At 75.7% G+C, this 13,754-nt stretch carries 14 protein-coding genes; 3 read left to right on the forward strand and 11 right to left on the reverse strand.

The genetic code is table 11. The features are described from left to right. Positions 1-14 precede the first annotated feature (14 nt). The 6 genes from ABEB06_RS02505 to ABEB06_RS02530 all read right to left on the reverse strand — a co-directional run bounded on the left by ABEB06_RS02505 (position 15) and on the right by ABEB06_RS02530 (position 3,333). Positions 15-308, reverse strand: coding sequence for an SHOCT domain-containing protein (locus ABEB06_RS02505; RefSeq protein WP_345695101.1), 294 nt, complete (start codon positions 306-308; stop codon positions 15-17). A gap of 113 nt (positions 309-421) precedes the next feature. Further along, on the reverse strand, positions 422-1,117 hold the full coding sequence (locus ABEB06_RS02510; RefSeq protein WP_345695102.1) for a response regulator: 696 nt from the start codon (positions 1,115-1,117) through the stop codon (positions 422-424). A gap of 70 nt (positions 1,118-1,187) precedes the next feature. Then, the gene (locus tag ABEB06_RS02515; RefSeq protein ID WP_345695103.1) at positions 1,188-1,997 is read right to left on the reverse strand and encodes a universal stress protein; all 810 of its coding nucleotides are present in this window, start codon (positions 1,995-1,997) and stop codon (positions 1,188-1,190) included. Positions 1,998-2,015: 18 nt separating this feature from the next. Then, positions 2,016-2,621, reverse strand: coding sequence for a CBS domain-containing protein (locus ABEB06_RS02520; protein WP_345695104.1), 606 nt, complete (start codon positions 2,619-2,621; stop codon positions 2,016-2,018). Continuing rightward, positions 2,597-3,091, reverse strand: a complete 495-nt coding sequence (locus tag ABEB06_RS02525; protein WP_345695105.1) for a CBS domain-containing protein — start codon at positions 3,089-3,091, stop codon at positions 2,597-2,599. Before ABEB06_RS02525 ends, ABEB06_RS02520 begins: the two co-directional genes overlap by 25 nt. Next, positions 3,088-3,333, reverse strand: a complete 246-nt coding sequence (locus ABEB06_RS02530) for a hypothetical protein (protein WP_345695106.1) — start codon at positions 3,331-3,333, stop codon at positions 3,088-3,090. The genes ABEB06_RS02525 and ABEB06_RS02530 overlap by 4 nt, the downstream gene beginning before the upstream one ends. 169 nt (positions 3,334-3,502) lie before the next feature. Between ABEB06_RS02530 and ABEB06_RS02535 the strand changes: the two genes are divergently transcribed. Further along, positions 3,503-5,932 carry a glycoside hydrolase family 65 protein gene (locus ABEB06_RS02535; RefSeq protein ID WP_345695107.1) on the forward strand — a complete coding sequence of 810 codons (2,430 nt, stop codon included), beginning with the start codon at positions 3,503-3,505 and terminating at the stop codon, positions 5,930-5,932. On the opposite strand, the gene ABEB06_RS02540 is transcribed toward ABEB06_RS02535, so the two are convergent. Further along, positions 5,914-6,531, reverse strand: coding sequence for a CBS domain-containing protein (locus ABEB06_RS02540; protein ID WP_345695108.1), 618 nt, complete (start codon positions 6,529-6,531; stop codon positions 5,914-5,916). The genes ABEB06_RS02535 and ABEB06_RS02540 overlap by 19 nt on opposite strands. 240 nt (positions 6,532-6,771) lie before the next feature. Here ABEB06_RS02540 and ABEB06_RS02545 point away from each other — a divergent pair, with 240 nt between their 5' ends. Beyond that, positions 6,772-7,659 carry a universal stress protein gene (locus tag ABEB06_RS02545; protein WP_345695109.1) on the forward strand — a complete coding sequence of 296 codons (888 nt, stop codon included), beginning with the start codon at positions 6,772-6,774 and terminating at the stop codon, positions 7,657-7,659. Positions 7,660-7,767: 108 nt separating this feature from the next. On the opposite strand, the gene ABEB06_RS02550 is transcribed toward ABEB06_RS02545, so the two are convergent. The 4 genes from ABEB06_RS02550 to ABEB06_RS02565 all read right to left on the reverse strand — a co-directional run bounded on the left by ABEB06_RS02550 (position 7,768) and on the right by ABEB06_RS02565 (position 13,162). Further along, on the reverse strand, positions 7,768-8,628 hold the full coding sequence (locus ABEB06_RS02550; RefSeq protein WP_345695110.1) for a universal stress protein: 861 nt from the start codon (positions 8,626-8,628) through the stop codon (positions 7,768-7,770). A 25-nt stretch (positions 8,629-8,653) separates the two neighbouring features. Continuing rightward, positions 8,654-9,349 (reverse strand): CBS domain-containing protein, encoded by a 696-nt coding sequence (locus ABEB06_RS02555; RefSeq protein ID WP_345695111.1) that lies wholly within the window; start codon positions 9,347-9,349, stop codon positions 8,654-8,656. A 147-nt stretch (positions 9,350-9,496) separates the two neighbouring features. Next, the gene (locus ABEB06_RS02560; protein ID WP_345695112.1) at positions 9,497-12,427 is read right to left on the reverse strand and encodes an FtsX-like permease family protein; all 2,931 of its coding nucleotides are present in this window, start codon (positions 12,425-12,427) and stop codon (positions 9,497-9,499) included. A 3-nt stretch (positions 12,428-12,430) separates the two neighbouring features. Next, complete coding sequence (locus ABEB06_RS02565) at positions 12,431-13,162, reverse strand: ABC transporter ATP-binding protein (protein WP_345695113.1); 732 nt, start codon at positions 13,160-13,162, stop codon at positions 12,431-12,433. A gap of 275 nt (positions 13,163-13,437) precedes the next feature. Here ABEB06_RS02565 and ABEB06_RS02570 point away from each other — a divergent pair, with 275 nt between their 5' ends. Continuing rightward, on the forward strand, positions 13,438-13,605 hold the full coding sequence (locus tag ABEB06_RS02570; protein ID WP_345695114.1) for a hypothetical protein: 168 nt from the start codon (positions 13,438-13,440) through the stop codon (positions 13,603-13,605). Positions 13,606-13,754 lie beyond the last annotated feature (149 nt).

A 13,754-nucleotide genomic window follows, 5' to 3' on the forward strand; every position in this document is an offset into this window, starting at 1 on the left:
AGCCTCCCCCCGGCTCAGCCGGTGCCCTGGCCGCGGCCGGCCCGCAGCGTTTCGAGGCGGTGGCGGTACTCGTCGGGGTCGATCTCGCCGCGCGCCAGCCGCTCGGCGAGCAGTTGCTCCGGATCGGTGCGCGCGGGTCCGGCCGGCGCCGGTGGGGCGGGCGGCGGGGCCGCGTGGTGCTGGGAGGCGTGCCCCAGGTAGCGGAACAGCGCGACGCCTCCGGCGATCAGCAGGCCCCAGAAGAGCAGCATGCCGAACATCATCAGGCCGAAGCCCCAACCGTTCATTCCGTGGTCGTAGTACATCATCACGGCCTCCTGGCCGGTGCGGGGTGGGGCCGCTGCCCCTCACCCTCCACGGTCGGGCCGGAGCCGCTCCTCCCGCATGGGCCGGACGGACCTGTCCGCCGGGCCGAGCGGGCTCAATGCGGCCGAGCGGGGTGCTGGTGCTCGCCCTCCGCGTGTGCGGCGAGCACCGCGGCCTGGAGCCGGCGTTCGACACCGAGTTTGGCGAGCATCCGGGAGATGTGGTTCTTGACCGTCTTCTCGGCCAGGTAGAGCTCCTGGCCGATCTCGCGGTTGGTCTTCCCCTCGCCGATCAGCACGAGGATCTCCCGCTCGCGCGGGGTGAGCTGGGCGAGCGCCGCCTGCGTGTCGCTCTCGTCGTGGTGGCGCAGGCTCTCCATCAGCTTGCGCGTGGTGGCCGGGTCCAGCATCGATTGCCCGGAGGCGACCGTGCGCACCGCGCTCACCAGGTCGGAGCCCTTGACCTGCTTGAGCACGTACCCGGCGGCGCCCGCCATGATCGCGTCCAGCAGGGCGTCGTCGTCGTCGAACGAGGTCAGCATCAGGCAGACCAGCCCGGGCATCCGGTCGCGCAGCTCCCGGCAGACGCCGACGCCGTCGCCGTCCGGCAGCCGGATGTCGAGCACGGCGACCTGCGGACGCAGCGCCGGCACCCGGGCGAGGGCCTGCGCGCAGGTGCCCGCCTCGCCGACCACCTCGATGTCGGGTTCGGCCTCCAGCAGGTCGCGCACCCCTCGCCGGACCACCTCGTGGTCGTCGAGCAGGAACACGGTCACACGCTGCTCGGCCTCGGCCGGGGGGTTCTCGTCCATTCCTGCTCCCGGGGGAAGGTGCGTCGGCTTCTCTCCGATTCTGCCCGCCGGGCGGCGGCGCAGCGCGGGATCACGCGTCCGGGACGATCGCGACCGGGCAGACGGCGTACTCGCAGACCTCTCCGGCGACCGGTCCGAGCCGGCGGCCGGAGCGGCCGAGGACGAGCAGCGCGGCGTCCGCCGACGCGGCGAGCAGCACCGTGGACGGCCGGCCCGGCAGGGCTCGGGCGGCGGTGCGCAGCGGCCCCGGAAGCACGCGCCCCAGCCGCTCCAGCTCGGCGTGGGCCACCGAGGCGCGCTCGTCCTCACCGATGTCGTCCCAGCAGCCCGGCTGGGGCCAGGCGGAAACGGCGCGGGCCGTCAGCTCCCGGACCCGGGCCTCCCGGGCCGCGAACGCGACCGCGGTGCCCGAGGGGCGGACCGGGTCGACTCCCACCACCACCGGGCCGGGCTGCTCCCGGGCCCGGGGCGGGACGAGGACGACGGGACAGCGGGTGGTCCGGGCGGCGACGGCGAGGCCGACCGAGCCGAGGAACAGCCCGGGCAGTCCGCGCGGCCGGTGGGTGCCGACCACGACGAGGGCGGCGTGCTCCGCCTCCGCGAGCAGGCCGCGCGGCGCCGGCACCTCCAGGAGCGCGGTCTCCACCGGGACCGCCGGATGCTCGCTCCGGACCCGGGCCGCCTCTCCCGCCAGCGCGGCGAGCGCCCGGCCGCGCACCTCGCTGACGCCCGGCAGGGCCGGCGCGAGGTGCTCGGGCCGGCCCCAGGCGTGGACGAGGCGCAGCGGGCGGCCCTGCCGTTCGGCCTCCTCGGCGGCCCACCGGACGGCCGGGCCGCTGTCGGGCGTGCCGTCGACGGCGGCCAGGACGGGCGTGGCCATGTCGGTCGCCCGGGGCGCTCAGGCCGGCGCGGCGGCGCGGACCGCGGCGTCGACCACACCGGGCACGGAGCGGATCAGACGGGCGAGTCCGGCGGGGGTCAAGGCGTCCGGCAGCGGCCCCGTCACGGTGACCCGTCCGTCCTCGGCCCGGACGTCGAGCTCCCCGGCGGGCCCGGGGTGCAGGGCGGCGAGCAGTTCGAAGCGGACCTGGGCGGCGAGGTCCTCGTCCTCCCGGAGGTGGATCTTGAGCAGGTCGCCGCGGCTGACGATGCCGAGGAGGTAGTCCTCCTCGTCGACGACCGGCAGCCGCCTCAGACCGCGGCGGGCCAGCGTCCGGGCGGCTTCCGCTGCGGGGCTGCCCGGGTGGACGGTGGCGGCGGGCGCGGACATCAGCTGCCCGGCCGTCATCGCCTCGGCGCCGTCCTCGCCCTCGCTCTCGCGGGCGACCAGCAGATCGGCTTCGGAGACCACGCCGATCACCCGCCCGTCACCGGTCAGGACCGGCACCGAGCCGACCTTCCAGCTGCGCAGGGTCTCGGCGATCTCCCGGTACGGCGCGTCCCGTCCGACGGCCACGACCGCGTGGGTCATGACCTCGCCTACGGTGTCCCAGCTGTGTTCCATGGTGTGCTCCCGTCGGGGTCGGTCCTCCGCCCGGTGGGTCCGGGGCCGGCGCTGCCTTCCCGCAGCGCGCTCCAGGACACCGGGCCGAGCAGGTCGGCGAGGTGTTGCAGGACGTCGAGGAAGAGGTCGTCGACGGTGACGACGCCCACCGGGCGGGTGCCGTCGACAACCGCCAGGCGCCGGACTCCGGTGCGCCGGAACGCCCGGTAGGCGGCGGCGAGGTCGTCGGTGGCGTCGACCGTGACCGCCGGGGCCGACATCACGGCGGACACGGGAGTGGACGGGTCGGCCCCGACGGCCGCCCAGCGCACCGCCAGGTCCCGGTCGGTCAGGACGCCGTGGAGCGTGCCCCGGTCGGCGACGAGGACGCAGCCGACCCTGGCGTCGGCCATCCGCTGGGCGGCCTGCCGCACCGGGGCGCTCGGCGGGACCGTCACCGGCGGCGCGGTCATCAGGTCGGAGACCCTCACGGCGCGGCCTCCCGTTCGGCGGCGCCGGCCTCTTCGGCCAGCAGCTCGGCCAGCCGTCGGGCCTCGGCGGGGGTCAGCACGATCCACAGCTCGTCCCGGTCGTACGGCAGGCACGCGGTGTCGAGCACGACCCGGGCGCCGTCGGGTGCGAGCACACCGGCGGCGTACCCGGTGACGGCGACGCCGCGACCGGACCCGGTGTGCAGGATCCGCTGGTGGACCAGGGGTGTCCGTGTCGCCATGGCCGTCCTCCAGACCTCGGCTCCGCCCCCTGCCTCCAGCACAGCGGACGCGGCCGCGACGGCCCAGGGCCGAGCGGCCCCGGCCGTCGGTCCGATGGGCACCGGGCGCGTGGGACCGACGGCCAGCACACTGGGGACAGGCCCGTCGAACACCGAGCGAGGAGGCCCCGTGAACGCCCAGACGCCGCCCGCCGGCCCGGCGCGCCGGGGCGGCCGGGCCGCCGGTGCGGACCCGTGGACCCTCCGCTACGAGGGCTTCGACCCGACCTCGGAGGGCCTGCGCGAGGCGCTGTGCGCCGTCGGGAACGGCTACCTGGTGACCCGGGGCGCCGCCCCCGAGGCGGTGGCCGACGGCACGCACTACCCGGGGACCTATCTGGCCGGCTGCTACGACCGCGCCGAGTCGACCGTCGCCGACCGCGTCTTCACCCACGAGGACCTGGTCAACTGCCCCAACTGGCTGGCGTTCGCCTTCCGGCGGCCGGGCGGCGCGTGGTTCGCCGGTCCGCCGGAGGACCAGCGGCTGGAGCTCGACCTCCGCCGCGGGGTGCTGACCCGGAGCGCGGTGGCGGCCGCCCCCGACGGCAGCCGCACCCGCCTGGTCCAGCGGCGGATCGCCAGCCAGGCCCGGCCGCACGTGGTGGCGCTGGAGACCACGCTGACCGCCGAGAACTGGTCCGGCCCGCTGGAGATCCGCTCGGCGCTCGACGGCACCGTGACCAACACCGGCGTGCCGCGGTACGCCGGTCTGACCGGTCGTCACCTCGTGCCCGTCGGCCAGGGCTCGGCACCGGACGGGGCGCTCTGGCTGGAGGTGGCGACGGGGGCCGGCCAGCGCATCGCGCTCGCCGCCCGCCACCGGGTCCACCGCGCCGGGGCGCCGGTCGCGGCGCGGCGCGCCGGGGAGGTGCGGGACGGCTGGGCGGCCCGGCTGCTGGGCGTCGACCTCACGCCCGGCACGCCGCTGACCGTCGAGAAAGTGGTGGCGGTCCACACCTCGCGCGACCCTGCCACCGGGGAGCCGCTGCGCGCCGCCCGCCGGCTGGCCGCGGCCGCCCCCGGCTTCGGTGCCCTCCTGGACGAGCACGCGCTGCGCTGGCGGGAGCTGTGGCGGCGCTGCCGGATCGACGCGGACTTCGCCGAGATCGGCGCGCTGCGCCTGGACCTCTTCCACCTGCTCCAGAGCTACTCCGAGCACTCGGCCGACCTGGACGTCGGCGTTCCCGCCCGCGGTCTGCACGGCGAGGCGTACCGGGGCCACGTGTTCTGGGACGAGCTGTTCGTCCTCCAGCTGCTCAACCTGCGCTTCCCCGAACTGGCCCGGTCGGTGCTCCGCTACCGCCACCGGCGTCTGGACGCGGCCCGGCAGGCGGCGCGGACGGAGGGGCGGCGCGGCGCCCAGTACCCGTGGCAGAGCGCCGCCGACGGCCGGGAGGAGTCGGCCCGGGTCCACCTCAACCCGCTGTCGGGCCGCTGGCTCCCCGACCACAGCCACCTGCAGCGGCACGTCGGCTCGGCGGTCGCCTACAACGTCTGGCAGTACTACCAGGCCACCGGTGACCTCGACTTCCTCGCCGAGGCCGGCGCCGAGATGCTGCTGGAGATCGCCCGGTACTGGTCCTCCGCCGCGCGGTTCGACCCCGGGCGGGGACGCTGGTCGATCCGGGGGGTGCTCGGCCCCGACGAGTACCACGACGCGTACCCGTGGGCCCCCGGGCCCGGCCTGGACGACAACGCGTACACCAACGTGCTCGCCTCCTGGGTGCTCGCCCGGGCGGCCGACGCGCTCGACGTCCTGCCCGGCTACCGGCGGGACGAACTCACCGAGCGCCTCGCCCTGGACGCCGCGGAGCTGGAGCGCTGGCAGGACGTCGGCCGGCACCTGCACGTGCCCTTCCACGAAGGCGTGATCAGCCAGTTCGACGGGTACGAGCGGCTGTCCGAACTCGACTGGGAGGGCTACCGGCGGCGGTACCCGGACCTGCGCAGGCTCGACCGGATCCTGGAGGCCGAGGGCGACACGGTCAACCGGTACCGGGCGTCCAAGCAGGCGGACGTGCTCATGCTCTGGTACCTGTTCTCCGCCCGCGAGGTCCGGGAGCTGCTGCGCCGCCTCGGCTACCCCGCCGGGCACGAGCTGCTGCGCCGCACCGTGTCGTACTACCTGCGCCGCACCGTGCACGGCTCCACGCTCAGCTCGGTGGTGCACGCCTGGGTGCTCACCCGCTCGGACCGCCGCGCGTCCTGGCGGCACTTCCGCGACGCGGTCACCGCCGACCTGCGGGACGTGCAGGGCGGCACCACCCGGGAGGGCGTCCACCTCGGGGCGATGGCCGGGGCGGTCGATCTGCTGCAGCGCTGCTTCACCGGCCTGGAGGTGCGCGAGGACGCGCTGTGGCTGGACCCCCGGCTGCCCTCCGCCATTCCCTCCCTGGAGGTCGAACTGCGCTACCGCGGGCACTGGGGCGTCCTGGTCGCGGTCGACCGGCGGAGCGTGACCGTCGGGCTGCGGGAGGGCCGCCAGGCGCCGGTCGAGGTCCGGTTCCGCGGTGCCCCGACGACCGTCCGGCCCGGCGAGAGCTACACCTTCAGGCTCTGAGGCGCGGTGCGCAGGGTCCGGTCGGTGACCGACACCACGCCGTCGACCGCGCCGCACAGCCGGACCAGGACCGCCGCCGCCTGCGCGGAGCCGACCGTGCCGCTGAGCACCACCCGGCCCTGGTCCGTCTCGACGGACACCTCGGCCGGGCTGACGCCCTCCAGCTCGCCCAGCACGTCCTCGATGATCTCGTGCCGGATCGCCACGTCGTCGCGCAGGAACACCCGGAGCAGGTCGCCGCGGCTGACCACACCGACCAGGCGGCCGTCCCCGCCGACCACCGGCAGGCGCTTGACCTGCCGACGGGCCATCAGCCGAGCCGCCGCGACGACGCTGGCGCCCTCGGTGGTGCACACGGCGGGGCTGGTCATCAGCTCGCCGGCGGTCGCACCGGCCGGCCCGCCCGCCGCGGGCGGCAGCAGCCCGCTCGGGTCCTCCTGCCGCGCCTGGGTGCGCAGCAGGTCCGCCTCGGAGACCACGCCGAGCGGGCGCCCGTCCCGGTCCACCACCGGCACGGCGGTGATGTCGTACTCGGTCAGCCGCTCCAGGACCTCACGGAACCCCGTCGTCGGCGTCACGGTCACGACCTCACGGGTCATCACTTCTCCGACACTGCGGTGTCGCATGGCGCTCCCACCTCCTCGGCCCGCTCCGCGGGCCCCTCTCCCCCAGCCTCCGCCGGCCCGCGTCGGCGGACGAGGGAGCAACGTCCCTGCCGGGTGCGCCGCTGCGCCCCGGGACGCTGGGCCGGTCGGCCCTCGCCGGGGCGGGCCGTGCCGCCTAGCGTGGGTGGTGTCCGGCCCGTCCGAGGATCCGGACCCGGACCCGATGGAGGAGCCATGACGTCCGCCGGTGATCGCCGTCCGATCGTCCTGGGTGTCGACGCCCTGCACGTCAGCCCCATGGTGGTCGCCTGGGCCGCGGACGCGGCCGGGCGGAGCGCCGTGCCGCTGCGGCTGGTGCACGCGGTCCGTGAGGAGCTGCGGGACCTGCGCGGGTACGACGGCGGCCGCTTCCACCAGGCGCTGCGCCACAGCGGTGAGGCGGCGCTGGAGAAGGCGGCCGGGCTGGTCCACGAGCGGTACCCGGGCCTGGTGGTGGAGTCCGTCCTGGTCGAGGGGAACCCGGCGCCCGTACTCTGCCGCGAGTCCGAGCGTGCCGAGCTGCTCGTCGTCGGCTCCCGCGGGCTGAACCGGCTGGAGGAGGCGCTGAGCGGCTACTCGGTGACCGTCCCGGTCAGCGCGCAGGCCCACTGCCCGGTCGCCGTGGTCAGGGCCCCGGAGCACAGCTCCCAGGAGCCGCCGTACGTGGTGGTCGGTGTGGACGGGTCCGCGGCGTCCGAGCGGGCCGTGGCGTTCGCCGCCGAGCTCGCCGAGCACCGCGGGGCCGCGCTGCGCGCGGTGTCGGCCTGGCAGGTGTCGCTGCACGTACCCGTGGACGAGGAGCGCGCGGTCGCGGAGGTCCGTCGGCAGCTCCACGAGGTCACCGCCGGCTGCCTGATCGACCACCCGGACCTGGACCTGACCCATGAGGTGCTGCAGGGTCACCCGGTCGACGAGCTGTCCCGGACGGCAGCCCACGCCCTCGCCGTCGTGGTCGGGCGCCGCGGGCACGGGGGCTTCACCGGCATGCGGCTCGGCTCCGTCCCGCACGGGCTGCTGCACCGCGCCCCCTGCCCCGTGATCACCGTTCCCGCCGGCACGGGCGCCCCGTCGAAGAACACGTGACCCCCGGGTGGCAGGGGCCGCCGAGGGGCGCGGCGTCGAGGACCGGACCCCTCCGTTCCGGTGCTCCTCCGTTCCGGTGCCCGTCCGTTCCGATGCCCGTCCGGGCGGTCAGCCGCAGGGCACGACCGCGACCGGGCCCTGCACGTGGTGGACCACGGCACGGGTGACCGCGCCCAGGTGCGGGCCGACCGGTGACCGGCGGGTGTGCCGTCCGACGACGACCAGCCCGGCACCGGCGGCGGCCTCGACCACCGCGACGGGGGCCGGACCGCGCGGCGTCCGCGTCTCGACCCGGACCTGCGGGTAGCGCTTGCGCCATGGTTCCAGGGCCTCGGCGAGCCCTCGGCGCGCGGCGGCCTCGAGTTCCGCGTCGAGGCTGCCGAGCGCGGCGAAGGCCATGTACTCGCTGCCGGCCGGCGGATCCCAGGCGTGGACGGCACGCAGCGGGGCCGACCGCAGGGCGGCCGACTCGAAGGCGAAGGCGGTCACCCGGTCGCCGGGGCGGTGCGGATCGAGGGCGAGCACCACCTCCCGCGCCGCCGACGTAGCTGCGCTGTCCGCGTCGTCCGTCCGGACCAGGACCACCGGGCAGGCCGCGCGGCCGAGCACCCGGTGGCTGACCGAGCCGACCAGGAAACCCCGGACCGCTCCGAGCCCGCGCGAGCCGAGCACCAGCATCACCGCCGTGCGACCAGCCGCCTCCAGGGCGTCGGCCGCGTCCTCGGGGAGCTGCGCCGCGTCCACCTCGACACCGGGGAACTCCGCCCGGAGCTCGACCAGCCGGCCTGCCAGCCGCTGCCGGGCCCACTGCACCGCGTCGTAACTGCCGAGGACGTGGGGCTCGTGCCAGGGCCACGCCTGGAGGATGTCGAGCGGCACGCCGCGCCGCCGGGCCTCCCCGGCGGCCCAGTGGGCGGCGGCGGCGCTCTGCGGCGTGTCGTCGAAGCCGACCACGATCGTTCCGTCCATGGTTCTCCTGCCCGTCGGGGCTCGGTCAGCGTCCGGAGCGGTAGGCGTGGGGCTGTTCGAGGCGGACATCGGTGTCGTCCTCGGTCCATTCGAGCGACTGGTGGACGGCGACGACGCCGTCCACGGCGCGGCACAGCTGCTCGGTGATCGGTACGAGACTGCGGCGCGGCAGCCGACCGCTCAGGGTGACGATGCCGTCGTCCACGGCGACCCGGACGTCCTCGGGGTTGAGCCACAGGGTCTGGCCGAGGACGTCGTGGACGATCTCCTCGCGGATCGCGGCGTCGTGTCGCAGGAAGACCTGGAGCAGGTCACGGCGGCTGACGATGCCGACCAGCCGACCGGCCTCGTCGACGACGGGCAGGCGCTTGACCCGGTGCTTGTCCATCTGACGGGCCGCCTCGCCGATCGTCCAGGTCGCACGTGCGGACACCACGGGGCTGGTCATCAGTCCGCCTGCGGTCTCGGCCTCGGCCCGGGCCCGTTCCCCGGGCTTGAGCCAGCGTCCGGGATGGCGGCCCTCCGGGTCCGGCAGCACGGCCTCCTTGCGGATCAGGTCGGCCTCGGAGACCATCCCGATCGGCCGGTCCTGCTCGTCGACCACCGGCACGGCGGTGATGTCGTTGCGGTGGAACAGGGCCGCGACCTCCTTGAACGGGGTGTCGGGCCGCGCGGTGACGACTTCCTGGGTCATCACGTCGTGAACGCTTCGGTGCTGCATGGTCCCTCACTCTCCGGGGACGGGTCCGTATTCCCACTCTCCGCCCGGGCCGTCGGCCCGGACAGGGCCGTTCGGTACCACCGCGCTGGGCCGCTCCGACCCGCACCGCCCGAGCCGGGCGGCCCGACCCGGGGCGGTGCGGCGCGGTCAGTCCGGCACCCGGACGGCCAGCGCGGGTCTGATCCGGGCCGCGTGGCGCGCCGGGCCGAGGGCGGCAAGCAGCGACGCGGCGAAGGTGACGGCGGCGAGCAGGCCGATGGCGCCCCATTCGATCGGGAAGCCGCCGTTCAGTCCGGCGAAGGCCGAGCTCTTCTGGTACATCAGCCAGGTCGTCAGCACCCCGAGCAGGCAGCCGAGGACGGTCCCCTCCAGGGCGACGAAGCAGCTCTCCCACAGGAACGCGCGCTCGACGGTCCGGGCCTGGCATCCCAGTGCCCGCAGCACGCCGATGGTCCGCCGCCGCTCCCGCACGGCCCGGACCATCACGACGCCGAGGCCGGTGATGCCGATCAGCAGACCGAGGGCCAGGAAGCCCTGCATCAACCGGAAGAAGGCGGTGTCGGCGGCGAACAGCCGGTGCACGTCGGTGGCGATCGGAGTGGCGACCAGACTCGCGTTCAGGTGGCTGCCCTGCAGTTCGGGCGCGAGCGCGTCCGGCGAGGTGCCGGGGGCGGTGCGCACCAGGGCGCCGGCGGTCAGTGCCTGCGGGCCGAACTGGGCGGCCGCGCCGCGGGCGCTCTCGATCAGCGGGTAGACGGCCGCGCTGGTGCCGTTGCCGGGGTAGAAGGCGAGGCCGCTGTTGAGCACGCCCGCGATGGTCTTCCGCTCGCCGGCGCCGGTGAGCGGGTCGGTGAGGGTCAGGGTGTCGCCGGGGGCGTAGAACTTGCCGGCCGGGCCGCCGGTGGCGCCGAAGAAGCCGTCCAGGACGACGTACTCGGGGTGGGCGGCGAGTGCGTCCCAGACCGCGCGGTCGTCGGCCAGACCGGGCAGCCGCTCCTGGAAGGCGATGCCGGTGGCGGCGCCGTCGGGGACTCCGACCACCGCGGTCTCCAGCGGCTGCGCCGTGCGGTGCCCGGGGTCGGTGGCCAGGCCGCGCGCGTTGAGCAGCGGGGTGACCGCGGTGATCTGGCCGGCGCGGGCGGGTCCGGTCAGGTCCGCGAGCGGGTCCTGCCCGGCCTGCGGGTTGTAGTCCACCCGCAGGGTGTAGCCGGCGGTGGCGTCGGCCACCGACCGGTCGATGCCGGTGTTCAGGATCCCGCTGATCTCGGTGAGCAGGACCAGGACCAGCACGACCAGGGTGTACATCACCAGCGTCGAGCCGGTCCGGAAGCGCTTGGCCAGCGGGTAGGCGGCCGCGAGGCGGGTGGCCAGGCCCTGCTGGGTGGGCCGGTTCATCAGCGGGCGCAGCGGCCGGAGCAGCAGCAGCTGGTTCTCACTGACCAGGACGACGCCGGAGAACGAGGCGAGGGTGCCGATGATCACGTACACCGCCATCGAGGGGGTGTCGAAGATCCCGGGCCGGACCACGCTCGCGGCCAGCGTCCAGACCAGTACCAGCGCGGCCGCCGTACTGGTGACCACCCGTCGGGGCCACACCAGGCGTGCGGCGGGCACGGCGAACGCGACCGCGAGGGCGGGCAGCAGGTAGGTCTGCTCGGCCTGGCTGCGGGCGACCGCCGGTACCGCCGCGACGGCGCACAGCACGGCGAGGGCGCCGAAGACGGCGGCCCGGCGGCGGCGCGGCCGACGCGCGGCCGCGGCCGGCAGGTCGCGGATCGCCGCGATCACGTTGAAGCGGCTGATCCTGACGCTGGTGGCGGCCACCGCGGCGACGGCGATCAGCAGCCCCAGCGCGGCACCGTTGAGCAGGCTGGTCGGGCTGACGGCGAAGGCGATGTCGAGGCCGCTCCCACCGGTCGACCAGCTGCGGAAGATCTGCGCCGAGACCAGGGCGACCACCCAGCCGACCCCGATGCCGAGCGCCACCCCGGGCAGCGCGGCCGCCAGCGCGTACAGCGTGCCCTCCAGGGTGAAGGCGCCGACCAGCCGCGAGCGCTTGAGGCCGACCGCGCGCAGCATGCCCAGTTGCGGCTTCCGCTCCTCGCCGAGCATCACGAAGATGTTCACCAGCAGGAGGGCGCCGGCGATGATGCTGAAGCTGCCGATCATCAGGAACAGCGCGCCGAGTGCGGCCCCGGTCTGCTCGGCGGCGCGCAGCACGGTGTGCTTGGGCGTGTCGACGGCGGCGCCGCCCGCGTCCTGGCCCAGGGCCGTCCGGATGCCGGCGGTGACGGCGTCGGTGAGCTTCTCGCCCGACTCGACGCCGCCGCGGTTGGACACCATGGTCACCGACTGGGGCTGGGCCCCGGCGGCACGGGCGGCGGCGTCCAGCGCACCGGCCGGCAGGAAGACGTTGCGGTTGACCCGTCCGCCGAGCCCGGTGCCGGCCAGACCCTGGTCGGGGACCACCCGGGCCACCGTGAAGTCCGCCGGCTGCCCGTACAGGTAGACCGTGACCAGCTGTCCGCTGCCGACCCGCAGGGCGTGGGCGAGCGGCTCGTTCAGCACCACCTGGCCGGGCGGCGGAGTCGGCCCGGCCAGGCCGGGGTCGCTGCCCGCCGCACCGAAACCTCCGGCCGCGTCCAGGTCCAACTGCCACGCCAGTACGCGCGGTTCGGCAGCCGGTCGGCCGCCCGCCGTGCTCGCGGCCGCCGCCTGGGCGACCTCGCCGCTGAGCACCCCGTCGACCTGCGGGTCGGCGGTCAGCGGCTGCAGCCGGGCGGCGATCGTCGGCCCGTCGGCGGCCGTGGCGACGATCCGCTCGTCCACCGGGCCGAGGGTGCGGTACGCCTCCTGGCGCACCGAGAAGTCGAGGGTGTCGCCGACCACCAGCGCGCCGACGATGATCGCGGTCCCCAGCATGGATCCGGTGATCACCAGGGCGGCCTCGGTGCGGCGCCGGGCGACCTGGCGGACCGCCAGGCGCCGGACGACCGGCTGGCGGAGGGCCACCGCCAGGAGGACCAGCAGGGCCGCGCCCACCAGGCCGAGCAGGGGCAGCAGCAGGTTCGGGTACACGGCTCAGCCCACCGCTGCGGCCCGGGCCGTGTCCGCCACCAGCCGGCCGTCGCGCATCCGCACCAGCCGGGGCAGCCGTCGCCCGATCGCCTCGTCGTGCGTGACCAGGACGATGGTCTGGCCCTCGTCCCGGTTGAGGGTGCGGAGCAGGTCCATCACCTGGTCGGCCATGGCGCTGTCCAGGTTGCCGGTCGGCTCGTCCGCCCAGACCACGGCCGGGCGGGCGACCAGCGCGCGGGCGATGGTCACCCGCTGCTGCTCGCCGCCGGACAACTCGCTCGGCCGGTGCCCGACCCGGTGCCCGAGCCCGACGCGCCCCAGCATCTCCACGGCGCGGGCCCTGGCCTCGCGGGGCGCCGTGCCGACCAGCAGGAGCGGGAGTTCGACGTTCTCGGCCGCGGAGAAGACCGGGATCAGGTTGAACGCCTGGAAGACGAATCCCATCGTCCGGGCCCGGTGCTCGGTCCGCTCAGCGTCCGACATCGCGAAGAGGTCCCGGCCGTCGACCTCCACCAGCCCGCCGTCGATGTCGTCCAGGCCGGACAGGCAGTTGAGCAGGGTGGTCTTGCCCGAGCCGGACGGACCCATCACACCGACCAGCTCCCCGCGCTCCACGGTCAGGTCGAGTCCACGCAGGGCCGTCACCTCGACGGATCCGGTGCGGTAGACCTTGCGCACCCCGGTGGCGGCCAGCAGCGGGTGCGGTGGTGCCGGAGTCGCTACGGAGTCGGTCATCGTGGTCACTCCTCACCCGGGACGGGCCGCGCGGGCGCTCCGGTCCGCCGGGCGCCGGAGCTGCCGGGGCGCTACCTCCACCCTTTCCACCGGTCCGCCCGCGTGCCGAGGGCCGTCGGCCCCTCCCCCGTGGGCTCACCGGGCCGCTCCCGGCAGGGTCCGACCGACCCCTCCGGAGGTGGGCCGCCCGGCCCTCGAACCCGCCGTTCGGATACCCCTGTGGGTATAGTGGGGGCACGGGCGAGAGCCGCCGGACGATGCGAGGAGAGACGGCGATGTGCCGACGGACCGTGTGCCGCACCTGCGGCAAGGCCGACTACGCGGGGTGCGGGATGCACGTCGAGCAGGTGCTCGCCGGCATCCCGAAGAACGCCCGCTGCAGCTGCGACCGCAACGCCCGCAAGGGCGGCGGCTTCCTGGCGAAGCTGCTCAGCCGCCGCTGAACTCCCGCAACCGCCACAGGCCTTCCGATCCCTGATCGGAAGGCCTGTGGCGGTTGCGACTCCCCCGCCGGCCCGCTGCCACCCCGCGCTCCGCGCTGCCGCCGGGCCCTCCGCGCAGGCCACAACCGCCGGTGGCGGGACCGCGAGTC

The sequence above is a fragment of the Kitasatospora terrestris genome, from assembly GCF_039542905.1.
In the GTDB taxonomy this organism is placed as follows: Bacteria; Actinomycetota; Actinomycetes; order Streptomycetales; family Streptomycetaceae; genus Kitasatospora; species Kitasatospora terrestris.

What these genes read in the sequence shown, in the direction of transcription:
- ABEB06_RS02505 (WP_345695101.1), bottom strand. Translation starts at nt 308, where the DNA reads ATGATGTACTACGACCACGGAATGAACGGTTGGGGCTTCGGCCTGATG.
- ABEB06_RS02510 (WP_345695102.1), bottom strand. Translation starts at nt 1,117, where the DNA reads ATGGACGAGAACCCCCCGGCCGAGGCCGAGCAGCGTGTGACCGTGTTC.
- ABEB06_RS02515 (WP_345695103.1), bottom strand. Translation starts at nt 1,997, where the DNA reads ATGGCCACGCCCGTCCTGGCCGCCGTCGACGGCACGCCCGACAGCGGC.
- ABEB06_RS02520 (WP_345695104.1), bottom strand. Translation starts at nt 2,621, where the DNA reads ATGGAACACAGCTGGGACACCGTAGGCGAGGTCATGACCCACGCGGTC.
- ABEB06_RS02530 (WP_345695106.1), bottom strand. Translation starts at nt 3,333, where the DNA reads ATGGCGACACGGACACCCCTGGTCCACCAGCGGATCCTGCACACCGGG.
- ABEB06_RS02540 (WP_345695108.1), bottom strand. Translation starts at nt 6,531, where the DNA reads ATGACCCGTGAGGTCGTGACCGTGACGCCGACGACGGGGTTCCGTGAG.
- ABEB06_RS02545 (WP_345695109.1), top strand. Translation starts at nt 6,772, where the DNA reads ATGACGTCCGCCGGTGATCGCCGTCCGATCGTCCTGGGTGTCGACGCC.
- ABEB06_RS02550 (WP_345695110.1), bottom strand. Translation starts at nt 8,628, where the DNA reads ATGGACGGAACGATCGTGGTCGGCTTCGACGACACGCCGCAGAGCGCC.
- ABEB06_RS02555 (WP_345695111.1), bottom strand. Translation starts at nt 9,349, where the DNA reads ATGCAGCACCGAAGCGTTCACGACGTGATGACCCAGGAAGTCGTCACC.
- ABEB06_RS02565 (WP_345695113.1), bottom strand. Translation starts at nt 13,162, where the DNA reads ATGACCGACTCCGTAGCGACTCCGGCACCACCGCACCCGCTGCTGGCC.
- ABEB06_RS02570 (WP_345695114.1), top strand. Translation starts at nt 13,438, where the DNA reads ATGTGCCGACGGACCGTGTGCCGCACCTGCGGCAAGGCCGACTACGCG.